16 protein-coding genes are annotated in these 23,213 nt (G+C 71.0%); 4 read left to right on the top strand and 12 right to left on the bottom strand.

Going from position 1 to position 23,213, the window contains the following annotated elements; genetic code table 11:
• Positions 1 to 59: 59 nt before the first annotated feature.
• Positions 60 to 677 carry a LysE/ArgO family amino acid transporter gene (locus SLW56_RS07255; protein ID WP_295930367.1) on the bottom strand — a complete coding sequence of 206 codons (618 nt, stop codon included), beginning with the start codon at positions 675 to 677 and terminating at the stop codon, positions 60 to 62.
• A gap of 107 nt (positions 678 to 784) precedes the next feature.
• On the opposite strand from SLW56_RS07255, the gene SLW56_RS07250 reads away from it, so the two are divergent.
• Positions 785 to 1,693 carry a LysR family transcriptional regulator ArgP gene (locus SLW56_RS07250; RefSeq protein ID WP_320694567.1) on the top strand — a complete coding sequence of 303 codons (909 nt, stop codon included), beginning with the start codon at positions 785 to 787 and terminating at the stop codon, positions 1,691 to 1,693.
• Positions 1,694 to 1,955: 262 nt separating this feature from the next.
• Here SLW56_RS07250 and SLW56_RS07245 read toward each other — a convergent pair whose 3' ends face one another.
• The 4 genes from SLW56_RS07245 to SLW56_RS07230 all read right to left on the bottom strand — a co-directional run bounded on the left by SLW56_RS07245 (position 1,956) and on the right by SLW56_RS07230 (position 6,415).
• A complete protein-coding gene (locus SLW56_RS07245; RefSeq protein WP_017908754.1) occupies positions 1,956 to 2,582 on the bottom strand; it encodes a TetR/AcrR family transcriptional regulator in 627 nt (208 codons plus the stop codon).
• A gap of 564 nt (positions 2,583 to 3,146) precedes the next feature.
• On the bottom strand, positions 3,147 to 3,641 hold the full coding sequence (locus SLW56_RS07240; protein WP_267101979.1) for a hypothetical protein: 495 nt from the start codon (positions 3,639 to 3,641) through the stop codon (positions 3,147 to 3,149).
• A gap of 148 nt (positions 3,642 to 3,789) precedes the next feature.
• Complete coding sequence (gene recQ, locus SLW56_RS07235) at positions 3,790 to 5,598, bottom strand: DNA helicase RecQ (protein ID WP_043091807.1); 1,809 nt, start codon at positions 5,596 to 5,598, stop codon at positions 3,790 to 3,792.
• A gap of 250 nt (positions 5,599 to 5,848) precedes the next feature.
• Positions 5,849 to 6,415, bottom strand: coding sequence for a Dps family protein (locus tag SLW56_RS07230; RefSeq protein ID WP_010344296.1), 567 nt, complete (start codon positions 6,413 to 6,415; stop codon positions 5,849 to 5,851).
• Between the two features lie 93 nt (positions 6,416 to 6,508).
• Here SLW56_RS07230 and hrpA point away from each other — a divergent pair, with 93 nt between their 5' ends.
• Entirely contained in the window at positions 6,509 to 10,645 is a 4,137-nt protein-coding gene (gene hrpA, locus SLW56_RS07225; RefSeq protein WP_320694566.1) for an ATP-dependent RNA helicase HrpA, read from the top strand.
• A gap of 464 nt (positions 10,646 to 11,109) precedes the next feature.
• Here hrpA and SLW56_RS07220 read toward each other — a convergent pair whose 3' ends face one another.
• From SLW56_RS07220 to pqqB, 6 genes are all read right to left on the bottom strand, one after another.
• Positions 11,110 to 12,885, bottom strand: a complete 1,776-nt coding sequence (locus tag SLW56_RS07220) for a chloride channel protein (protein ID WP_320694565.1) — start codon at positions 12,883 to 12,885, stop codon at positions 11,110 to 11,112.
• Positions 12,886 to 12,896: 11 nt separating this feature from the next.
• Positions 12,897 to 13,409: a hypothetical protein gene (locus SLW56_RS07215; RefSeq protein ID WP_017912272.1), complete on the bottom strand. Its 513-nt coding sequence runs from the start codon at positions 13,407 to 13,409 to the stop codon at positions 12,897 to 12,899.
• A gap of 96 nt (positions 13,410 to 13,505) precedes the next feature.
• Complete coding sequence (pqqE, locus tag SLW56_RS07210) at positions 13,506 to 14,627, bottom strand: pyrroloquinoline quinone biosynthesis protein PqqE (RefSeq protein ID WP_320694564.1); 1,122 nt, start codon at positions 14,625 to 14,627, stop codon at positions 13,506 to 13,508.
• Positions 14,624 to 14,902, bottom strand: coding sequence for a pyrroloquinoline quinone biosynthesis peptide chaperone PqqD (gene pqqD / locus SLW56_RS07205; RefSeq protein WP_295936785.1), 279 nt, complete (start codon positions 14,900 to 14,902; stop codon positions 14,624 to 14,626). The genes pqqE and pqqD overlap by 4 nt, the downstream gene beginning before the upstream one ends.
• Positions 14,899 to 15,645, bottom strand: coding sequence for a pyrroloquinoline-quinone synthase PqqC (gene pqqC / locus SLW56_RS07200; RefSeq protein ID WP_152180775.1), 747 nt, complete (start codon positions 15,643 to 15,645; stop codon positions 14,899 to 14,901). Before pqqC ends, pqqD begins: the two co-directional genes overlap by 4 nt.
• A 34-nt stretch (positions 15,646 to 15,679) precedes the next feature.
• The gene (gene pqqB, locus SLW56_RS07195) at positions 15,680 to 16,579 is read right to left on the bottom strand and encodes a pyrroloquinoline quinone biosynthesis protein PqqB (RefSeq protein ID WP_267124557.1); all 900 of its coding nucleotides are present in this window, start codon (positions 16,577 to 16,579) and stop codon (positions 15,680 to 15,682) included.
• Positions 16,580 to 16,984: 405 nt separating this feature from the next.
• Between pqqB and SLW56_RS07190 the strand changes: the two genes are divergently transcribed.
• Positions 16,985 to 19,141 carry a bifunctional (p)ppGpp synthetase/guanosine-3',5'-bis(diphosphate) 3'-pyrophosphohydrolase gene (locus SLW56_RS07190; RefSeq protein ID WP_193312569.1) on the top strand — a complete coding sequence of 719 codons (2,157 nt, stop codon included), beginning with the start codon at positions 16,985 to 16,987 and terminating at the stop codon, positions 19,139 to 19,141.
• A gap of 228 nt (positions 19,142 to 19,369) precedes the next feature.
• A complete protein-coding gene (locus SLW56_RS07185) occupies positions 19,370 to 20,782 on the top strand; it encodes a hypothetical protein (RefSeq protein ID WP_295910544.1) in 1,413 nt (470 codons plus the stop codon).
• Between the two features lie 251 nt (positions 20,783 to 21,033).
• Here the strand turns inward: SLW56_RS07185 and SLW56_RS07180 are convergent, their stop codons facing one another.
• Positions 21,034 to 23,130, bottom strand: coding sequence for a glycosyltransferase (locus SLW56_RS07180; protein ID WP_320694563.1), 2,097 nt, complete (start codon positions 23,128 to 23,130; stop codon positions 21,034 to 21,036).
• Positions 23,131 to 23,213 lie beyond the last annotated feature (83 nt).

Below are 23,213 nucleotides of genomic sequence, written 5' to 3'. Positions count from 1 at the left end.
TGCGCGAAAGCTGCAAGCGTGGCCAATCGCACTGGTTGGCAGCCACCGTACCCGATCGCTCACCCCAAAGGCTGCAAGAGCAAAGCGAGGCACAAGCCCAGCATGAACAGCGCGACTGCCGCATCCAGCAGTCGCCACGCAGCGGGCTTGCGGAACACGGGTTGCAGCAGCCGCGCGCCGTAGCCCAGGCTGCTGAACCAGGTCGCGCTGGCCAGGCAGGCGCCGAGTGCGAAGGCCCAGCGCAGTTGTCCCGGGTAGCGCGTGGAGAGGCTGCCCAGCAGCACCATGGTGTCCAGGTAGACATGTGGATTGAGGAAGGTGAAGGCCAGGCAGGTCAGCAGGACGCGTTGCCAGCTCCGCTGATCCTCGCCGTGCGCCAGCAGGCCTCCACTGCCGCGCCAGGCGCGTCGTGCCGCAAGTAGCGCGTAGGCGCCGAGGAAGGCCGCACCGCCGAAGCGCAATCCCTGCAGCACGCCCGGCCAGGCGTCCACCACGGCACCGATGCCGGACACGCCGAGGACGATCAGCGCGATGTCGCTGGCGGCGCACACGGCCACGACCAGGCCGACATGCCGACGCTGCAGTCCCTGGCGCAGCACAAAGGCGTTCTGCGCGCCGATGGCGACGATCAGGCCGGCGCCGGCGACGAGGCCGGCCAACAGTGCGTGCAGCCACATAGCGATGAGGTTCTAGAACATGGGGCGAGCATGCTGCACGCGTCGGTGTGATTAGCCAAACTCGTTTTTCTGTACGCTCTGAAGAATCTCTAATCCGCATAACCGCCATGGATCTGCTCCACCCCCAGCTGTCCGCCTTCGCCGCCGTCCTGGAAGAAGGCAGCTTCGAGGCCGCCGCGCGCCGCCTGGCGCTGACGCCGTCGGCCGTCTCGCAGCGGATCAAGGCGTTGGAAGACCGGCTTGGCCAGGTGCTGATCGTGCGCCAGGCTCCATGCCGGCCGACCCCCGCCGGGGAGCGCCTGCTGCGCAGCGTGCGGCCGATGCAGGTGCTGGAGGCCGAGGCGGTGGCCGACCTGTTGCCCGCGCCTGCGAGCAGTGCAGTGGCACGCAGCATCGCCATCGCCGTCAATGACGACTCGCTGCAGACCTGGTTCCTGGACGCGCTGGCGGCGCTGCACGACGCGCATGGCTACCTGTTCGACATCCAGGTGGACGACCAGGACCACACGCTGGAGCTGGTGCGCAGCGGCGCGGTGCTCGGCGCCGTCACCTCCGTCGGCAAGGCGTTGCAGGGCTGCAATGTGCTGTCGCTGGGCGCGATGCGCTACCGTGCGATCGCCTCGCCGGCGTTTTTCGCCCGCTATTTTGCCGACGGCCTGGATGCGGCGGCGCTGGCCCGCGCCCCGATGATCGTCTACAACCGCAAGGACGCGCTGCAAGCGCGCTTCGTGCGGCGCATCACCCGCGCGCGGCTGAGCCCGCAGATCCATTACCTGCCGACCTCCATCGGCTTCGTCGAGGCGGCCGCGCGCGGCCTGGGCTGGTGTCTGGCGCCGGAGCAGATGCTGGAACCTGCGTTGCGCCAGCGGCAGATCGTGGTCGTCGACCCGCAGCGCTGGCTCGACGTGCCGCTGTACTGGCAGCATGTCGCGGTCCGTTCCAGGACGCTGCAGCACATCGCTCAGGCGCTGCGTGCCGCAGCGGAGAGCATGCACGCGTCAGCGCCGCTTGCTTGAGCGTCGCTCGCGGTGGGTCGCTTGCTCCGGCGCCGATCATCGTCCAGGGCGACCTCCTGCTTGTGACGGCAGCAGTGCATCGACGCCGAGTGCTGCCGGGGATCAGGTCAGCGTCGTTTCGCAGATGACGCCGCTCGGCCTCATGCCGCCTCGTGCAGGAGCGCAGCGCCGGCGTCTGTGTCCGCAGGGCGCATCAGGGTCCCGGTCACTTCGGTGATGGGGTGGACGAGCGTCAGGGCGAAGGGCGCGGCGGACGACGGCGTCAGGCCTGCGCCGTGCTGAAGATCCCGGCCAGGCTCTCGCTCAGGATCAACTGCAGATGCATGCGGTTGAGCTCCACGCCGGTGGTCATCATCATGTGCAGGCCGCCGCACATCGCCGCGACCGCGTAGACGCGGGCCTGGAATTCGGCTTCGCTGCCGCTCCAGCCGTGGTCGCGCAGCATGCGCCGCAGCAGGTCGCCGAGGTTCTGCACCAGGGACACGTTGAGCCGACGCGCGTACTGCGCCAGTTCGGGGTCGCGTGCGGCGGCCAGGTCCATCTCCAGATCCAGGCGCCGCCGCCGCTGGTTGGCATCGGCCACCAGCCAGTCTTCCAATGCCCCGGCGATGAACGTGGTCGCGTCCTGGTGCGGCGGCGGTTGCAGCAGCCACATGGTGCGGATCGCACGCTCGTAACCGCGTTCCATCAGCGCCTGGACCAAGCTGCGCTTGTCGTCGAACTGCCGACGTACCGCGCTGCAGGAGACGTCGGCAGTCCCGGCGATCAGTTCGAAGGTGGTGGCGCCGAGGCCGTTCTCGACGATGCAGCGCTCGGCCGCATCGAGGACGTCATCGTGCAGGCGCTGCTCGCGTTCGCGGGCGCTGTGCAGCCGGACTACGTTGGACATGGCGTGAGCTCGGGGGAAGCGATGCCACATGAAGGGGAGGTATGCCGGGCGACCGGCCGCGACGCGCACGCGATGCGTGACGCCGCCGCGGACGGCATGCCGACAAAGGCAGCGCGATTGTAGACGCGATGCGTCGCGGTCGCGCGTGCGGCGACAAGTCGGTCGATCCCGTAGCCACCACCGTGACGGGCGGCACTCTCGAGTGGGGGTGTCGATGCGCGCTTCGCGCGCGCAATGGACGCAGCGGGCATGGCTGCATGACTGGGCGCTGGAGCGCGGGCGTGGGAGCGGGCGGTTTCAGTGGTGCCGACACGACACGGCGCACCGCGGGATGCTGCGATTGCGGATGTGAACAGGGGGACACGCGCTGTCGGAAAGTTCCAGGCCGCGTGCGGACCAGCCTGGGAGTCCGGCGGGCACTGCTGTCAACTTCGGGAAGTGCGCGGTAGGAGCGGCTTCAGCCGCGACGGGCATTACCGGGAACGCCCCGTGGGGGGATGACGCAACGTGCATCGATTCGAGCGTGGCGGGAGCGGATTAGGCGCTGCCCTCGTGTCGCCGTGCTTACCAGCCGAACGGCGGCGGGCCGTAGGCGCCGGGATAATAGCCGCGGCCGAACACCGGGCCGTCGCCGCGGCCGACGCTGATGCTGATGCCCATCTGCCGCGGCTTGCCGTCATCGGTGTAGGAGGTCTTGCACAGGTTCAGATTGGCGGCCTGGTAGTTGCTGTTGCCGCCATGCGTGGAGTAGCCGATGCCGGTGGCGACGCTGCCGTGCACGTCGCCGTTGCAGCGGTCGGCCTGCGCCTGCAGGGCCTCGGCGCGCGCCTGCGCTGCCGCCGCCTTCTGCGCCGAGGCCGAGGTGCCGCTGGTATCGCCGTAGTAGGTGCCCGGCGGATCGGCCTTGGTGCCGGGATCGGCGTAGGTGATCGGTTGTTGCGGCACGCTCAGGTCGAGCTTGCGCTTGGCCGCCTCGCTGTCGCTGGTGGCATCGACGGTCTGGGCCAGGGCCGGGCCGGCAAGCAGGGCGCAGGCGAGGAGAAGGAGGCTGCGGTTCATCGGGCATCCGCCAGAAGAGAGGGGCCCGGCGGAGCCTGTCAGACGCTCCGCCGTGACGCTGACGCTATCAATACCACGTTGAACCCGGCCTGTCGGCGCCGCGGGCCGCGCCGCGACGTGCCGATGCTGCAGGCGCCGGTGCCGCGCTTCAGCCCTGCCCGTGCACAACGTCGAGCAGTTGCTGGCCGTAGCGGGCCAGCTTGCTGCCGCCGATGCCGCCGACCCGCGCCAGTTCGTCCAGGCTGCTCGGACGCTGCTCGGCGATGTTGCGCAGGGTGCTGTCGTGGAAGATCACGAAGGCCGGCACGTTCTGTTCCTTGGCCAGGCCGGCGCGGAGGTCGCGCAGCGCGTTGAACAGGGGCAGGTCCTGCGCCTGCACCGGCACGCCGGTGCGCGGGCTGCCGCTGCGGTCGCCGCGCTCGCGGCCGCGGCTGGGCAGTTCGCGGCGCATCATGATCTTGCGTTCGCCCTTGAGCACCTGGCGGCTGGCGTCGGTGAGGCGCAGGCCGCCGTAGGCGTCGCTGTCCACTTCCAGCAGGCCGGTGGCGACCAGTTGCCGGAACACGCCGCGCCAGGCGCGCGCGTCCAGGTCCTTGCCGATGCCGTAGGTGCTGAGCTGGTCGTGGCCGAACTGCTTGATCTTCTCGCCTTCGTTGCCGCGCAGGATGTCGATCAGGTGGCCGACGCCGAAGCGCTGGCCGCTGCGGTACACGCAGCTCAGTGCTTTTTGCACCGCGACCGTGGCGTCCCAGGCGTCGGCCGGCTGCAGGCAGTTGTCGCAGTTGCCGCAGGGCTGCGGATAGGTCTCGCCGAAGCCGGCCAGCAGCACCTGGCGGCGGCATTGCATCGATTCGCAGTAGCCCAGCAACTGGTCGAGCTTGCGCCGTTCCACGCGCTTGCGTTCTTCGCCGGCCTCGCCCTGCTCGATCATCTGCTTGAGCAGCACCACGTCGCCCAGGCCGTAGCACAGCCAGGCCTCGGCGGCCTCGCCGTCGCGCCCGGCGCGGCCGGTCTCCTGGTAGTAGCCCTCCAGCGACTTGGGCAGGTCGGTGTGGGCGACGAAGCGCACGTCGGGCTTGTCGATGCCCATGCCGAAGGCGATGGTGGCGCACATCACGATGCCGTCCTCGCGCAGGAAGCGGCGCTGGTTGTCGGCGCGCACCTCGGCCGGCAAGCCGGCATGGTAGGGCAGGGCGTTCAGGCCCTCGCGGGCGAGGAAGTCGGCGGTCTCCTCGACCTTGCGCCGCGACATGCAGTAGACGATGCCGGCGCTGCCGCGGTGCGCGCGCAGGAAGTCCAGCAGCTGGCGCCGCGCATTGTCCTTCTGCACCACCGTGTAGCGGATGTTGGGGCGGTCGAAGGAGCTGACGAAATGGCGCGCCTGGGCCAGGTCCAGGCGCTCGGCGATCTCGCGCTGGGTCGGCGGGTCGGCGGTGGCGGTGAGGGCGATGCGCGGGGTCTGCGGCCAGCGCTCGTGCAGCACGGTGAGCTGGCGGTATTCGGGGCGGAAGTCGTGGCCCCATTGCGATACGCAGTGCGCCTCGTCGATGGCGAACAGGGCGATGCGGCTGCGCTCGATCAGCGACAGGAAACGCGGGGTCAGCAGCCGTTCGGGAGCGACGTACAGCAGGTCCAGTTCGCCGGCCAGCAGGTCGCGCTCGACACGCTGCGCGGTCTCGCCGTCCAGGGTGGAATTGAGGTATTCGGCGCGCACGCCGAGCTGACGCAGCGCCTCGACCTGGTCCTGCATCAGCGCGATCAGCGGCGAGATGACGATGCCGGTGCCGTCGCGCAGCAGCGAGGGAATTTGGTAGCACAGCGACTTGCCGCCGCCGGTGGGCATCAGCACCAGCGCGTCGTGGCCGGCGGCGACGTGTTCGACGATGTCCTGTTGCAGGCCGCGGAACTGGTCGTAGCCGAAGACGCGGCTGAGCAAGGCGTGGGCGGGGGAAGACATCTGTGTAGGATACCGCGCCGCGCAAGGGCGGTTGGCTTCCTGGTGTGCGCAAGCGCGTGTCAGGCGAACGCGCGCTGGTCTGTAGGTGGCGACTGTCTTGCGGTCGCGGCAGACGAAGCCTGCCGGGGCCGAGATCGAAAGGCGTCGGGACTGAAGTCCCTCCCACAGTGCACCCAGCCAACGTCTCGCTCCGCGCGAAGGCGCGCGCGGGCGGCGCGCCCTGCCTGCCAGGCAGGCAGGGCGGAATCCCTTACTGCAGCAGCGAGCGCAGCATCCAGGCGTACTTCTCGTGGGTCTGCAGGCGCTGGGTCAGCAGGTCCACCGACGGGTCGTCGCCGGCGTCGTCGGCGGTCTTGAGCACCTTGCGCGCGGTGCGGCACACCGCTTCGTTGCCGACCACCAGCTGGCGCACCATTTCGCGCCAGTCGGCGCTGTCGCTGAGGCCTTCCTCTTCCGGGATCGAGGTCAGCGCGGCGTATTCCTTGTAGGAGCCCGGGGCGTTGAAGCCCAGGGCGCGGATGCGCTCGGCGACGTCGTCCAGCGCCGCCCACTGCTCGGTGTACTGGGTCTCGAACATCAGGTGCAGCGAGTTGAACATCGACCCGGTCACGTTCCAGTGGAAGTTGTGGGTCTTCAGGTACAGGGTGAAGGCGTCGGCCATGTAGTGCGACAGGCCGTCGGCGATCTTCTTGCGATCGCCGCCGCCGATCCCGATATCGATGTTGGGCGCTGACGGCGCCAGGCCGGCCAGCGGCTGGCCGGCGACGGCCTTGCTGGCGGCGTTCTTGGTCTTGCCGGGGGTCTTGTTCTTGGCCATGGGAGTTCCTCTTTGGGGGTTACAGACGAGATGGCGTCACAATAGACAGACTAAAGCATGTGCTGTGATTCAACGTTCAATGGCATCCGATTGATGAACGCTATCGAAAAACCTTCCGTGCCGGCACGCCTGCGCGAACGCCGCGCCGCGATCGACGGCGCGCTGACCCGCGACCGTGGCCGCCTGCTGGGCCTATGGTCGCGCTGGCAGGCCGCGCCCGGCAATGCTGCGTTGGAGACGGCGTTCGAGCAGGCGCTGCAGGCGTCGCAGGCGCGTTGCGCCGCGCGCGCGGCGCAGCAGCCGGCGATCACCCTGGATCCGCAGCTGCCGATCGCGCGCGAGGCCGAGCGCATCGTCGCGCTGATCCGCGAGCACCAGGTGGTGGTGATCGCCGGCGAGACCGGTTCGGGCAAGACCACGCAGTTGCCGAAGCTGTGCCTGGCCGCCGGGCGCGGCGCCGCCGGCATGATCGGCTGCACCCAGCCGCGGCGCATCGCCGCGCGCGCGGTGGCCAGCCGCGTGGCCGAGGAGCTGCGCACGCCGGTGGGCGAGACGGTGGGCTTCCAGGTGCGCTTCAACGACCGCGTCGGCGAGCAGACCCGGATCAAGTTCATGACCGACGGCATCCTGCTGGCCGAGATCGCCAGCGACCGCTGGCTGTCCGGCTACGACACGATCATCGTCGACGAGGCGCACGAGCGCAGCCTCAACATCGATTTCCTGCTCGGCTACCTGAAGCAGTTGCTGCGCAAGCGCCCGGACCTGAAGGTCATCGTGACCTCGGCGACGATCGACACCGCGCGCTTCGCCGCGCATTTCGACGATGCGCCGGTGATCAGCGTGGAAGGCCGCACCTATCCGGTGGAGGTGCGCTACAGGCCGCTGGAGGAGGCGGGCGGCGAGGAGGCCGACGCCGAGAGTGGCGACAACGCCGGCGACCGCACGGTCAACCAGGCGATCGTGGCGGCGATCGACGAAATCACCCGGCTGGATCCGCGCGGCGACGTGCTGGTGTTCCTGCCCGGCGAACGCGAGATCCGCGATGCGCACCATGCGCTGGAACGGCGCAAGTACCGCGAGACCGAGGTGCTGCCGCTGTACGCGCGGCTCTCCAACGCCGACCAGGACCGGGTGTTCAACCCAGGCCCAAAGCGGCGCCTGGTGCTGGCCACCAACGTCGCCGAGACCTCGCTGACGGTGCCGCGCATCCGCTACGTGGTCGATCCCGGCTATGCGCGGGTCAAGCGCTACAGCCCGCGGCAGAAGCTCGATCGCCTGCACATCGAACCGATCTCGCAGGCTAGCGCCAACCAGCGCAAGGGCCGCTGCGGCCGCATCGCCGAGGGCATCTGCTACCGGCTGTACGCCGAGGCGGATTTTACGGCGCGGCCGGAGTTCACCGATCCGGAGATCCGCCGCTCCAGCCTGGCCGGGGTGATCCTGCGCATGCTGCAGCTGGGGCTGGGACGGATCGAGGATTTCCCGTTCCTGGAGCCGCCGGACGAGCGTGCGGTGGCCGATGGCTGGCAGCAGTTGGTGGAGCTGGGGGCGGTCGGCGAGCCGGACCGCCATGGCCTGCGCAAGCTCACCGAAATCGGCCGCAAGATGGCGCGGCTGCCGGTGGACGTGAAACTGGCGCGGATGCTGGTGGCGGCGCAGCAGCACGGCTGCCTGCGGCCGATGCTGGTGATCGCGGCGTTCCTGGGCATCCAGGATCCGCGCGAGCGCCCGCCGGAGGCGCGCGAGGCCGCCGACAACGCGCATGCCAAGTTCGCCGATGCGCGCTCGGAATTCGTCGGCATCCTGCGCCTGTGGGACGGCTACCGGCAGGCGCACGAGGACCTGACCCAGTCCAAGCTGCGCGACTGGTGCGGCCGGCATTTCCTCGGCTTCCTGCGCATGCGCGAGTGGCGCGAACTGCACCGCCAGCTGCATCTGCTGTGCGCGGAACTGGGCTGGACCGAGGAGCCAGCGGAGGCCTCCCTGCGGCCGCTGCTGGCCGGCGCTTCCGCGCCCGCGCCGGCGCGCGATGCCGAGACCGCGGCGCGTGCGACCCGCGGGCAGTTGCACCGCGCCGCGCGCCTGGCCCGCGAAGGCCGCGGCACCGGTACGCCGGCCACGCCCGCACCTGCGGCTCCGCCCCCGCCACCGGCGCCCGCCGAGGCAGGGGAGGCGCCGCGTGCCAGCGAACGCGAGCGTGCCGCCGCCTACCAGGCGCTGCACCGCGCCTTGCTGGCCGGGCTGCCGACCCAGGTCGGCCACCGCACCGAGAAGGGCGATTTCCTGGCGCCGCGGCAGCGCCGCTTCCTGTTGTTCCCCGGCTCGGCGCTTGCCCGCAAGCCGCCGCCGTGGGTGCTGCCGGCGACGTTGCTGGACACGCAGAAGGTATGGGGCCTGACCAATGCCGCGATCGAGCCGGATTGGGTGATCGCCGAGCTGCCGCACCTGCTGGCGCGCAAGCATTTCGATCCGCACTGGTCGCGCGCGCAGGGGCAGGTGCTGGCCTCCGAGCAGATCAGCCTGTTCGGGCTGGTGCTGGCGCCGAAGAAGCCGGTGCACTACGGCCGCATCGATCCGCCCGGCGCGCACGAGCTGTTCGTGCGCCAGGGCCTGGTGCCGGGCGAGATCAACACCCGCGCCAGCTTCGTCGCCGACAACCAGAAGGTGCTGGCGCAGGCGCACGAGGAGGAGGCCAAGCTGCGCCGCGCCGGCATCGTCGCCGACGAGGACTGGCAGGCGCGCTGGTACCTGGACCGGATTCCCGGCGAGATCCATTCCGCCTCCGGCCTGGACGCCTGGTGGAAGGCGCTGGCGCCGGAGCAACGGCGCGCGCTGCACTGGTCGCTGGCCGACCTGCTGCCGGGCGAGGGCAGCGCGGCCGAGCGCTATCCCACGTATTTCCCGCTGGGCGATGCGCGGCTGCCGCTGCATTACCGGTTCGAACCCGGCGCGGCCGACGACGGCGTGACCCTGGAGGTGCCCGTGCACCTGCTCAACGCGCTGGACCCGACGCGGCTGTCGTGGCTGGCGCCGGGCTTCGTCACCGACAAGGCGGCGGCGCTGATCCGCAGCCTGCCCAAGGCGCTGCGCCGCAACTACGTGCCGGCGCCGGACTTCGCGCGTGCGTTCTACGAGGCGTTCCCGCAGCCCAGCGCCGACGACATCCGTGGCGAGCTGGCGCGGTTCCTGCAGCGCGCCACCGGCGTGCCGCTGAGTGCGCTGGAGTTCGACGAGAGCACGCTGGAGCCGCATCTGCGCATGAACCTGCGCCTGCGCGACGAGGCGGGCAAGGTGCTGGCCGAATCGCGCGACCTGGACGCGCTGCGCGCGCGCTTCGGCGAACGTGCCGGGCAGGCCTTCGCCGCGCGCGCCGGCCGCGCCATGGCCGCGACCGGGCTGCGCGAGTTCCCGGCCACGCCGATCCCGCTGCAGGTGCCGGGCGAAGCCGGCGTGCCGGCGTATCCGGCACTGGTGGACGAGGGCGACAGCGCCGCCCTGCGCATCTTCGCCGACCGTGCGCAGGCCGAGGCGGCGCATCCGCGCGGCGTGCGTCGGCTGCTGGAGATCGCCCTGGCCGACAAGGTCAAGCAGGCGCGCAAGCAGTTGCCGGTATCGCCCAAGACCGGGCTGCTGTACGCGGCGATCGAATCGCAGGAACGCCTGCGCGGCGACCTGGTGGAAGCGGCCTTGAACGCGCTGCTGGAGCAGGGGCTGGAGGCGATCCGCGATGCGGACAGTTTTGCCCAGCGCCGCGACGCCGCCGCCAGGCAGCTGTTCGGCGAGGCGATGGAGCGGCTGAAACTGGCCGAGGCGATCATGGGCGCGGCCGCGGAACTGAAGCCGCAACTGGAATCGCCGCTGATGGGCTGGGCCAGCGGCAACCTCGATGACCTTCGCGCGCAACTGGCAGCCTTGCTGCATCCGGGCTTCCTGCGCGAGACCCCGGCCACCGCTCTGGCGCAGTTCCCGCGCTACCTGCGCGCGATGATCCTGCGCGCCGAACGCGCCAAGCGCGATCCGGCGCGCGACCAGGCGCGGATGCTGGAACTGAAGCCGTTCGTCGACGCACTGGCCGACGCGGCTGCGGCCGGACGTGGCGACACGCCGGAGTGGCAAGCGCTGCGCTGGGACCTGGAAGAACTGCGGGTGTCGCTGTTCGCCCAGGAACTGGGCGCCCGCGCCGGCATCTCGGCCAAGAAGCTGGCGCAGCGGGTGGCTCTGCTGCGGTGATTGGGGAGTGGGGATTCGGTGTGAGATTCCACCGCTGTTCCCGTACCACCCGCGTGAGCAGCATTCTTGTGGGAGGGACTTCAGTCCCGACGCGTTCAGTGGCAGGCGTCGGGGCTGAAGCCCCTCCCACAACGGGGATGCGCCGCTTGGACGGTCAAGCGATCTGCTCTGCAACGACGCGTGGTGTTGGTGCCACGCACCAACGCAGTCGCGTCTTGTTGTGTCGCAGGAGCGGCTTCAGCCGCGCCCATCGTGGCGTCATGCGTCGCGGCTGAAGCTGCTCCTGCGCGTACGCTCCAGGGCGATTGGAGGTGCCCTGCATTCCCGCTGCTCTGGCGTTCATGCGTCGGGGCTGAAGCCCCTCCCACAGCAGCTGCTCCTACGACATGCGATCACGGCCCTCAACCCCTCAGGGGGGCAGCAATCCTGCGAATCCCGAATCCCGAATCCCCAATCCCCGCCCCTCAATCATCCACCCGCTCGCCCATCAGCTCGCGCTGGCGCTTGTCCAGTTCCTCGGCGTAGCGCTTGCGCACGAAGCTTTCGCTGAGCACGCCCAGGACCTTGCCCTGGTCGTCGACCACCGCCAACTCGTCGCTCTGGGTCAGGTCGAACTGACGCATGGCGGTGACCACGTCGGTGTCGGCGGGCAGGGCCACGTCGCGGTTGCCGGCGTAGTCGACGATGGCTGCGTCGGCGTTGACGCCATCGGCGTAGGCGGCGGCCAGGGTGACCAGACCGGCGTAGTGACCGTTCTCGTCTTCCAGCACCACGCGGGTGCCCGAGCCGAGCGGGAAGCGGCGGCGGAACTCGGCCACGCTGGTGGTGGCGGCCAGCGGATGCACGTCCTTCTGCATCATCCGCCCGGCGCTGAGGTGCTTGACCCAGCCGACGTCGCGCGCGCTCTTGATGGTCTCGCCGCGCAGGTGCAGGCGCCAGGTGGAGAACGAGTAGCCGAAGATCTGGCGGACGATGGTGTTGGCGACCAGCACCGCCACCATCACTGCGCTGGCCAGCACGAAATCGTGGGTGCCCTCGAGCACCAGCATCGCCATCGTCATCGGCGCGCCGATCACCGCGGCGGCCATCGCCGCCATGCCGGCCAGCGACGCGGCGGTGCCGTCGACCAGGGCCATGCCGCTGCCGAGATTCAGCACGCCGGCGAACAGCCCGCCGACCAGCGACCCCATGAACAACGAGGCGAAGAACAGGCCGCCGCGGAAGCCGAAGCCCAGCGAGATCGCCGAGCCCAGGCACTTGAGCAGCAGCAGGATGCCCAGCCAGCGCAGCGAGGTCGGGCTGGTCAGGTCCAGGTGCAGCGCGCCGTGTCCGGAGGACAGCACCTGCGGGGTGATCAACGCCAGCGGGATCAGCAGCAGGCCGCCGGCGACCGGGCGTGCCCAGCGCGGCAGCGGGCTGCGGTTGATCGCCTGTTCGATCGCGCCGATCAGGCGCATCACCGCCACCGCCAGCAGCGCGCAGAGCACGCCGAGCAGCGCGTACAGCATGTAGTCGCGCGCCTCCAGCGCCGAGGCCGCCGAGGCCGGCAGCAGGTACGGCTGCACCCCGGCCAACTGCGACACGAACACCGCGCCCAGCGAGGCCACCGCCACCGGTGCCAGCGCCGATGGCGAGTAGGCGCCGATCACGATCTCGAACGCATAGAACGCGCCGGCCAGCGGCGCGCCGAAGGCGGCGGCGATGGCTGCGCCGGCGCCGGCGCCGACCAGGGTGCGGATGTCGGCGCGGCGCAGGCGCAGCACCCGGCCCAGGTGCGAGCCGCTGCCGGCGCCCATCTGCGTGTACGCCGCCTCCAGGCCGACCGAGGCACCGACGCCGTTGGAGAACAGGGTCTGCACGGAGACGATCAGGTTGTCGCGCATCGACATGCGCCCGCCGTACAGCGCGTTGGCTTCGACGGCGTCGACCAGTTGCCGCTTGCGCGCGCGCGCGGCCATGCCCAGCAGGCCGACCAGCAGCCCGCCCAGCGGCAGCACCAGCAACTGGTGCACGCTCAGTTCGGACATGGCGCTGAGCCGCTCGTCGGCCTCCAGGCCGTACAGCAGAGCCTGCGCGCCGTGTGCCAGGCTGCTCTGCAACAGGGTCAGCAGGCCGGCGATCACGCCGACCAGCAGGGCCAGGGCGATGAACCAGACATCGCTTGCGCGCAGGCGCCGGCGCAGCGCGTCGGCGAGGCTGTGCGAGGCGTCGGCCAGTCCCGGCCGCGGACGCAGGTTCACGGCGCGCGATCCTATTTGATGCGACGGACCTTGGCGCGGGTGTTGTAGTTGTCGATCTGCATGTACCACACGCCCATGATGCCGGGGGTGATCTTCACCTTGGGCGCGGTGCGGTGCACGCTGGGCAGGCTCGCCGCCTCGGTCTGCTCCCATTCCTGACCGTTGGCCAGCACGTACTTGCGGCCTTTGGCGAAGCCGGAGAACTCGCCCACCAGGGTGCTCTCGATCGGCTCGGCGCTGCCGAAGTCGAAGAAGCCGCGGTTCTTGGTGATCACCTCGCGGCGGCCCTCTTCCTTGGCCTTCTCCAGCGCCACCGCGGTTTCCTTGGCGACCTTGCCCTGCAGCCAGTCGTTCAGCGCAGCCAGCTCCTGTGGCGACAGCTTGTCCAGACCGGCCGCCTTGAACTCCTGCGGCGACATCTGCGTCTGAAGATCGCCGGAGACGGTGCGCTGGGCGAGCGCCGGGGCGGCGGACACGGCGAGCGCCGCGCACAGGACCAGGGGAGCGAGACGCGCAAGGGACATGGCGAGGATCCGGGCAGTGGGATGCGCCGTAGTGTAGTCGCAAGCGGTGACTGCGCACGGGATACCGGGCGCGCCGGGACCGCGTCGGCGCCCGGTTCAGTCCTCGGCGGCGGCTGGCACGTCCGACCTGCGCGGCGGTCGCCGGTACACGAAGTCCGGCGCCGGCGCGGCGGCTTCGCGCTGTGCCAGCGCCTGCAGCGCCGCGTGCGCCGGGGCGCGTTCGCACACCGGGTCCAGGGTCGCGGCATCGCCGCTCAGCGCCAGCGCCTGGCAGCGGCAGCCGCCCCAGTCGATCTCGCGCTTGGGACAGCCCTGGCATACCTCGGGCATCCAGGCGCTGCCGCGGAAGCGCACGAAGGCCTCGCCGTCTTCCCAGATCGCCGCCAGCGGGCGCGTGCGCAGGTTCTCGAAGCGCATGTCCGGCAGGGTTTCGGCGGCGTGGCAGGGCAGCACGTCGCCGCGCGGGGAGATGTTGACGAAGCGCTGGCCCCAGCCGCCCATGCAGGCCTTGGGCCGGTGCGCGTAGTAGTCGGGGGTGACGAAGTCGATGTGCAGGCGGTCCTGCAGGCGCAGCCGGGCGGCCTCCACCGCGGCCACGGTGGCGTCGATCTGCGCGCGGCTGGGCATCAGTGCGGCACGATTACGCAGGCCCCAGCCGTAGTATTGGGTGTGCGCCACTTCCAGGCGTTCGGCGCCGAGTTCCAGCGCCAGTTCGATCATTGCCGGGACGCGTTCGGCGTTGTGGCGGTGGATCACCGCGTTGATCGTCAGCGGCAGGTCGAGCGCGCGCACCGCCGCGGCGAAGGCGCGCTTCTTGGCCAGGCTGTCGCGGTAGCCGGCGATGCGGTCGGCGCCGGCGTCGTCGGCGTCCTGGATGCTCAGCTGTACGTGCTCCAGCCCGGCCGCGGCCAGGGCTGCCAGCATCGGCGCGCCGCCAGCCACCCCGGAGGTGATCAGGTTGCTGTACAGGCCCAGTGCGCGCGCATGCGCGACCAGCGCGGGCAGGTCCTTGCGCAGCATCGGTTCGCCGCCGGAGAAGTGCGCCTGCAGCACGCCCATCGCCGCGGCCTGGTCCAGCGCCGAGCGCCAGCCGGCCGTGTCCAGTTCCTCGCGCAGGCCGGCCAGTTCGATGGGGTTGGAGCAGTACGGGCAGGCCAGCGGGCAGCGGTGGGTCAGCTCCAGCAGGATCGACAGCGGCGGCGGCACCGGCGCGTTCATGCGCGCAGCAGCCGCTTGGCGTGCAACTGCTGCGCCAGCTCGCGCACGTCGTGTTCGACCTCGGCCGGGTCGGCCTCGAATTCTGCGGCCAGTTCCGTGGCGATCGTCGCCAGGCTGCGGACGCCGTCGCAGCGCGAGACGATGGCGTGGGCGATGGCGTCCAGTTCGATTACCCGCTCCGGTGCCAGCAGCACCCATTGGTCGCGCGCACGGTCGTGCTGCAGGCGCACGCCGGCGGCGAGCCGCGGCTGGCTGCTGGCGTCCAGCGCGCTCATGCCGCGGCCTGCGCGGCGTCCGGCACGAACGCGTCCGGCCAGGCCACGCCCGGCTGCACGTAGGCGAAGTGCAGCGCATCCAGTTGCGACCACAGCACGCCGCACTTGAAGCGCAGCGCGTCCTGCACCAACTGCTGCTTCTCCACGGTGTCGGCATGGCGCTTGACGTAGTCCAGGGCGAAGTCCGAATCGCGCGGCGCCTCGTGCAGGCGATGCTCGAAATACGCCAGCGCCTCGCGCGAGACGAAGTCGTAGTGCTGCAGCATGCCGGCCACGCGGTGGCCGATGATGCCCGGGGCGAACAGTTCGGTCAGCGACGAGGCGATGGCTTCCAGCAGGCTCTTCTCGCGCACGAAGTGCAGGTAGGCCTGCACCGCGAAGCGGGTGCCGGGCAGCAGGCCGCGGCCGGACTGCACCAGGTCGCGGTCCAGTCCCAGCGCGTCGGTCAGGTGCAGCCAACGGGCGATGCCGCCTTCGCCATCGGCGCTGCCGTCGTGGTCGACGATGCGCTGGCGCCAGATCCGGCGCAGTGCCGGGTCGTCCATCCGCGCCAGGATCGCCGCGTCCTTGAGCGGGATGCAGCGTTGGTACTCGTAGCGGTTCAGCGCCCAGGCCTGGACCTGGCCGCGGTTCAGGCGCCCGCTGTGCAGCAGGGCGTGGAAGGGGTGCTGGTCGTGGTACAGCCGCGCGCCGATCGCGCGCAGCGCGGCTTCCAGTTGATCGGGGCTGAGCAATGCGCTCACGGGCTTGGTCTCGCAGGTGATGCGGGAAGGCGGGTCACAGCGCGATCTCCATGCCGTCGTGGGCCACGTCCCAGCCGTGCGCGGTGACGGTGGCGCGCTCGGCGGAGCCGGCGTCGAGGATCGGGTTGGTGGTGTTGATGTGGATGAAGACCTTGCGGGCCACACCCAGGTCGGCGAAGGCACGCAGGGTGCCGGCTTCGCCGTCGATGCTCATGTGGCCCATGCGCTGGCCGGTCTTGGCGCTGATGCCCAGTTGCACCAGCTCGTCGTCGCGCCACAGGGTGCCGTCGAAGAACACCAGTTCGGCACCGCGCAGGCGCTCGCGCAGGGCGTCGGTCAGCGCCGCGCAGCCGGGGATGTAATGCAGGCGGTGCGTGCCGTCGTCGATGGTCAGGCCCAGCGTCTCCTCGGCCGAGCCGGCCAGGTCGCCGCTGTGGCGGGACTCCATGAACAGCGGCACCTTGCCCGGCACCGCGAATGGTGTGACCTGCAGGCCGAGCAGCGACAGCGGTGTGTCCAGGGCGAACGGATGGCGGTGCACGTAGGCCGGGTGCAGCGCGTCGAACACCGGGTTGTGCGCCAGCAGGTCGAGCACGCGGCTACTCGCGTACAGGTCGAAGCGCTGGCTCTCGCGCATCGACAGCAGTCCGGCGATATGGTCGATCTCGCCGCTGGTCAGCAGCACCGCCTCGATCGGCGAATGGCGCTGGTCGCGCTGCGGCCATAGTGCGGGGGTGGCCAGCACCTGCTGGCGGAAATCGGGTGAGGCGTTGATCAGCAGCCAGCGCTGGCCATCGACGCTGACCGCGATGCTGGCCTGGGTACGGCGTTGGGCACCCGGGTGTTGCTGCCACGCGCGCTGGCTTGCAGGCGTGTGGCAGTTCCACTGCGGATGCCCTCCGCCTGCCGCCGATCCCAATACGATGAGGTGCATCCGGTCTCCGTTTTTAGCGCCTGGCCGGTCGCGCTTCGGTCGCGGGAAGGGAGGAGTGCGCGGGTCAGAGCTCGCCGGAGGCGTAGCAGTTGATTTCCGCGCCGACGCAGATTTCGCGGATCACAGGCTTGTTCCACTTCTTCATGTGCGTTCCTCTTCGAGTCGGTCTAGGGACGACGGCAGCGGCGCATGCAGACAGCAGCGGGTCACCGTCGCGTTCGAGCATAGGCGCGGGGATTGGGGCGGTTGTGAAATTCCGGTAAAACCGCTGCAAGTCGCAACCGGATCACAGTGACGCGGCGGTGCGTATCCGCGGGGCGCCCCCGCCGTGCGGCCGGCGCAATTGTGAGAACGCGCACAAGCGAGTTAGTGTAGGCGGCACCGTTTCGTCGACTGCGTCCGTCCTTGAACCACACCGTCCACTCCGGCCTGGAGGCGTTGCTGCAGCGCCCGTCGGCCGCGACCCTGGCGCCCGCCCTGCGCGCGGCGCTGCTGCAGGCCTGGCAGGCACAGGCCGAGCCGCTGCCGCGGCTGCCGTGGCCGGTGCTGGCCGACACCCTGGACGCGCTGGCGCTGCTGTCCGCCGACGAGGCCTCGCTGCTGGCGGCGTTGCTGTTCGACCTGCCGGCCTTGCGCGCACAGTTGCCGCAGCTGCCGGTGGCGCCACCGGCGCGGGCGCAGGCGGTGGCCGGCCTGCTGGAGGCGCAGGACGCCGCCGACCCGGTGTGGGCGCTGCATGCCGGGCGCGAGGCCGGGCGCAACAGCGAAGGCCTGCGCCGGCTGCTGCTTTCGATCGTGCAGGACCTGCGGGTGGTGCCGGTCCTGCTGGCGCGGCAACTGGCGCAGATGCGCGTGGCCGACAAGGCGCCGGAAGCGCAGCGCCGCGCGCTGGCGCAGCTGACCCGCGACATCCACGCGCCGCTGGCCAACCGCCTGGGCATCTGGCAGTTGAAGTGGGAGCTGGAGGACCTGGCGTTCCGGCACCTGGAACCGGACACCTACCGGCGCATCGCCCGCGAGGTCGACGAGAGCCGGGTGGCGCGCGAGCGCTACATCGAGGCGGTCAAGAAGATCCTGTCCAAGGCGCTGGCCGAGCAGGGCCTGCGCGCGGAGATCAGCGGGCGGCCCAAGCACATCTACAGCATCTGGCGGAAGATGCAGAAGAAGCGCCTCGCCTTCGACCAGCTGTACGACCTGCGCGCGGTGCGGGTGATGGTCGACGATGTCGCCGCCTGCTATGCCGCGCTGGGCGTGGTGCACGCGCTGTGGGCGCCGGTGCCTAGCGAGTTCGACGACTACATCGCCCGGCCCAAGGCCAACGATTACCGCTCGCTGCACACCGCCGTGGTCGGCCCGGAAGGGCGCACGATCGAAGTGCAGATCCGTACCCACGACATGCACGCGCAGGCCGAGCTGGGCGTGGCTGCGCACTGGAAGTACAAGGAAGGCGGCAAGGGCGCGGAGAAGGCCTTCGACCGCAAGATCACCTGGATGCGCCAGTTGCTGGAGCAGTCACAGGACGGCGAGCAGGGCGGGCTTGCCGGGGCGCTGGACGCCGAACTGGTCGAGGACCGGGTCTATGCCTTGACCCCGATGGGCGAGGTGATCGACCTGCCGCAGGGCGCCACGCCGCTGGATTTCGCCTACCACGTGCACACCATGGTCGGGCACCGCTGCCGCGGCGCCAAGGTCAACAACCGCATCGTGCCGCTGACCCACAAGCTGCGTAGCGGTGACCGTGTCGAGATCCTCACCGGCAAGGAGGCCGAGCCGCGCCGCGACTGGCTGCTGCCGGCCAATGGCTACCTGGCCAGCGGGCGTTCGCGCGACAAGGTGCGCGCCTGGTTCCACAAGCTGGACCGCGCGCGCAACGTGCAGGCCGGCAAGGAGCTGCTGGAGCGTGAGCTCAAGCGCCTGGGGCTGCAGCACGCCGACCTGTTGCCGGCGGCGAAGAAGTTCCATGCCGACGGCGTGGAGGAACTGTACATCCAGGTGGCGCTGGGCGACGTCGGCCCCAGCCAGGTCGGGCGCGCCCTGCACGAGGCCGAGCGCGCCGCGGCGCAGCCTGCCGCGCCGGCCATGCCACGGCCCACCGCCCGCCGCACCGGCCTGGGCAAGTCCAAGTTCACCGTGCAGGGCGTCGGCAATCTGCTGGTGCAACTGGCGCGCTGCTGCCAGCCGGTGGCCGGCGAGCCGATCGCCGGCTACCTGACCCGTACCCGCGGCGTCACCGTGCACCGCAGCGACTGCGCCGCGTTCGCGCGGCTGGCCGCCAGCCATCCGCAGCGGGTGCTGCCGGTGGAGTGGGGCCAGGCCGGCGGTGGCTACGAGGTCGACGTGCTGGTGCGCGCGGTGGACCGGCGCTGGCTGCTCAAGGACATCACCAACCTGATCGCCCAGGAAGAGGCGCACGTGCTGGAGATCAACAGCGAGAACGTGCGCGACAGCGGCCTGGCGCAACTGCGGCTGCGGCTGAAGGTCGGCGACTACGGGCAGCTGTCCACCTTGCTCGGCAAGCTCGACGCGCTGCCGGGCGTGCACGAGGCGCGGCGGCTGGGCTGAGGGGCGTCGGCATGCCGGCCGGGAGGCCTGCCAGCGGGTGGGCCACCTACCGTGCGCGCGGCCGGCGCGACGCACAGCTGTTCGTCATCGGGGCAACGCTAAGCTTGTGCGGTGAGCATGCCGCCGGATCAGGTCAGGGACGAACCCACGCGCAGACAGCGGCCGGTGCCGCTGTGGCGCGATCGGCGCGTCTGGCGCTGGGCGCTGGCCGTGCTGCTGGTGCTGGGAATGACTGTGGTGGTGTTTCGCCGCCCGCTGGCCGACCTGATCTGGCCGGAGCCGCGCATCCAGCAATTGCTCGACCAGGGCCATGCGGCGCTGCGCGCGGGCAAGCTCAGCGCCGCCGACGGCAGCGGTGCGCGCGAGCGCTTCGAGGCCGCGCTGGCGCTGGACAGCGACCGCATGCAGGCACGCGTCGGACTGGCCGCGACCGGGCGCGCGGCGCTGGGGCAGGCGCGCGCGGCGTTGGCCGCCGGCCGCTTTCCGCAGGCGCGCGAGGCGCTGGCGCTGGCGCGCGCGCTGCAGGTGCCGCGCGCCGATGCCGATCGCATCGAGGCGGCATTGCGCGCGCGCGAGGCCGCGCACGCCGGCATCGATCAACTGCTGCAACGGGCGGCGCAGGCGCGCCGCGACGGGCATCTGGACGACGGCCCGGACGCGGCCCTGCCGCTGTACCAGCGTGTCCTGGAGTACGCGCCGGAACGCACCGCGGCGCTGGAAGGCCGCGAGGATGCGCTGTCGGAATTGCTGCAGCACGCACGCAGCGACCTGGCGCGCGGCGACCTGGCCGCCGCCGCGGCGCTGGTGGAGCGCGCGCGTGGCTACGACCCCGGCCATGTCGACCTGCCCGAGACCCAGGCGGAACTGAACCGGGCGCTGGAACGCCTGCAGCGCGAGGCCGAGCAGGCCCTGCGCCGGCAGCGCCTGGATGCGGCGGCACACGCGTTTGCGCAGTGGCACGCGGCGGTGCCGGATGCGCCCGGCGCCAGCGACGGCCTGGAGCGGGTGGCGGCGGCCTATGCGCTGCAGGCGAGCCGTGCCGCCGCCGATTTCCGTTTCGGCGAGGCCGAGCGCGCCTTGCGCAAGGGCCAGGCCCTGGCGCCGGATAGCCGCGCGCTGGCCGACGCGAAGCAAGCGTTGCAGCGCGCCCGGCAGAGCCAGGCCACGCCGCCCTCGCGGATGTCGCCGGCCGAGCGCGAGCGCCGCCTGCAGCGTCTGCTGGCCGATCTGCAGGCCGCCGAGGCGCGCGGTGCCTGGCTGACCCCGCCCGGCGCCAGCGCCTACGACACCTTGCTGGCGGCGCAGACCCTGGCGCCGCGCGATGCGCGGGTGCGCGCGGCCGAGCAGCGCGTGCTGGCGGCGCTGCGACGCTGTTTCGACGATGCCATGCGCGGCAATCGGGTGCTGGCGGCGAGCGCCTGCTACGACGCCTGGCGCGCGCTGGCGCCGGGCGGCAATGGCCTGGCCACCGCGCGGCGACGCCTGGCGCAGCGCTGGCTGGCGGTCGGCGACGAGCGCCTGAGCGGCGGCGATGCCGCGTTCGCGCGGCAGGCGTTGCAGCGCGCCCGCGCGATCGATCCGGTGACCCCGGAGCTGGCCGCCTTCGAGCGCCGCTTGCGCAGCCTCAGTCCGGGGCGTTAGTGGGCGCAGTGAAGTGGGAGCTTCCCCAGGCTGATGGTGCGGCGCGTCGGGACTGAAGTCCCTCCCACAGGGGGTGTTGAGAGGTTCCGGCGATCGGTTGTATATCCGGGGCTGCCAGCGTCTTGGTTTGCAGTGCGCACGTGGGTGCGCGACAGCGCCTGCCGGGTGCCGGCCATAGCGGCGATGCTCGCAACACCATTGTGGGAGGGACTTCAGTCCCGACGCGATCGACGACGGCGCGCCATTAGCGCTCAGGCCAGGAACGCCTCGCGCACCGTAGCGCGCGCAGCGTCCAGCGAGAAGTGGGTTTCGATGTTGCGCAGGCCGTTGTCGGCCAGCCGCTGCCACAGCGCCGGATCGGCGTAGAGCTGTGCGATGGCGTCGGCGAACGCGGCGGGGTCGTCGGCGATCAGCACGTCCTCGCCGTCGCGCAGATGCATGCCTTCCACCGCGCAGGCGGTGGCCACCACCGGTTGGCCATGGGCCATGCTGAGGTTGACCTTGCCCTTGACCCCCGCGCCGAAGCGCAGCGGCGCCACGGCGATGCGCATGCCGTCCATGTAGGCGGCGATGTCGGGCACGTGGCCGAGCAACTCGACGCCCGCGGTGGCCTCGCCGAGGCGGCGGATGTCCTCCGGCATGTCCGCGCCGATGCAGTGGAAGCGCACCTCCGGCAGGCGCAGGCGCACCGCCGGGAACACCTCCTGCAGGAACCAGCGCACCGCGTCCACGTTGGGCGCATGGCGGAAGCCGCCGACGAACACCAGGTCGCGGCGCTGCGCCCACGGCAGGCCGGGGCCGGCGACCTCATGCAGGTTCGAGATCAGCGCCGTGCGCACCTGCGGCGCCTCGCGCTGCAACTGTTCGCGTTCGACCGCGCTGACCAGCACCGTCACGTCCACCTGCGCCATCACCTCCAGTTCGCGCGCGCGGGTGCGCTCGGCCTCGCGCAGCAGGCGCGCATCGCCGGCGAGTTCGGCGCCGCGGCGCTCGCGCAGGTAGTGCAGGTCCACGGTGTCGAACAAGCGTCGTGCCTGCGGCGCGAACCGGCGCAGCAGCGGCAGGCAGGCATGGGCGACGTGGTGGCGCACCAGCAGCACGCTGTGGAAGCGCGCGCCGTGCTGCTGCAGGAACCAGGTGAGGTTCTTCAGGTAGGGCGCGTACCACACCTCCACGCCGAGCCGTTGCAGGGTCTCGCTATGGCGGCTGGCATAGCTGCGCTCGCTGGGCACGAACACCACGTGCGCGCCTTCCTCGAGCAGCAGGCGGATCAGGTTGAGCTGGCGCAGCGAGGCGGAGTCGCGGTCCGGCTGCGGCAGCGCTTCGTCCAGGATCAGTACCTGGCGCTGCCGGCGATGCAGCAGCGCTGGCACCGGTACCTCGCCGGGTTGCAGGTGCTGCGCCAACACCTCGGCCCACTTGCTGGCGAAGATCGCACGGTTGCGTACCTGGTAGGCCTTGATCCCGCTGCCGGTGTCGGTGCCGTTGCTGGTGCCCTCGTCGTGCACCACGCGGCTGGCCGGTTGCACCAGCGTGCGCAAGCCGGCGGCGCGTACCGCGAAGGCCAGGTCGGTGTCCTCGTAGTAGGCCGGCATGTAGCGCGTGTCGAAACCGCCCAGCGCCAGGAAGCGCGCGCGCTCGATCGCCAGCGCCGCGCCGCTGCCGTAATCGACGTCGCGCAGGTAGGCGTAGCGCGGATCGTCGGGCGACTCGAAGCGGCCGTAGCTCCAGGCGCTGCCATCGGCGAAGACCACGCCGCCGGCATCCTGCAGGCGGCCGTCGGGATACAGCAGTTGCGCGCTCACCAGACCGGCCTGCGGCAGCTGCGCGAAGGTGTCCAGCAACGCGTCCAGCCAGCCCGGCTGCGGCACCGTGTCGTTGTTGAGGAACACCAGGTAGCGGCCCTGCGCGCGCGCGGCGCCGTCGTTGCAGGTGGCGATGAAGCCGCCGTTGCGCTCGCGTACGTGGTAGTGCAGGCCGACCACCTGCGGCAGCCACTGCGCCGTGTCGTCGCTGCTGCCGTCGTCGATCACCAGGATCTCGCAGGGCGCGGCCGGCGGATGCGCGGCCAGCGCGCGCAGGCAGGCGAGGGTATGCGCGACGTGGTTGTAGACCGGGATCACGATGCTGACCAGCGGCGCAGGACTGTTCGGCACCGCGAACGGCGCGAACGGTGCAGATTCCACCGCGAACAGCGCGCGCTGCGGCGGCGGCAGCGGTTGCGCATGCACGCGCAGGCGCTCCCAGGTGCTGCGCCAGCCGCGCGTGCGCAGGCTGGTCAGGCCGCGCCGGACCAGGCCGGCCAGGCGGTTCAGGGCGTAGCGCGCATTCGCCCACGACATCGACATCCGGGACCACTCCAACTTAAACGAATAGGCCGTCGCGCCGCGCTGCCCGCTGGGCTGCGCTAGACTCGGCGGAATTTACATTC

The organism is Xanthomonas sp. LF07-6 (genome assembly GCF_034105445.1).
Classification (GTDB): Bacteria; Pseudomonadota; Gammaproteobacteria; order Xanthomonadales; family Xanthomonadaceae; genus Xanthomonas_A; species Xanthomonas_A sontii.
This window is presented reverse-complemented; position numbering and strand designations above follow the sequence as displayed.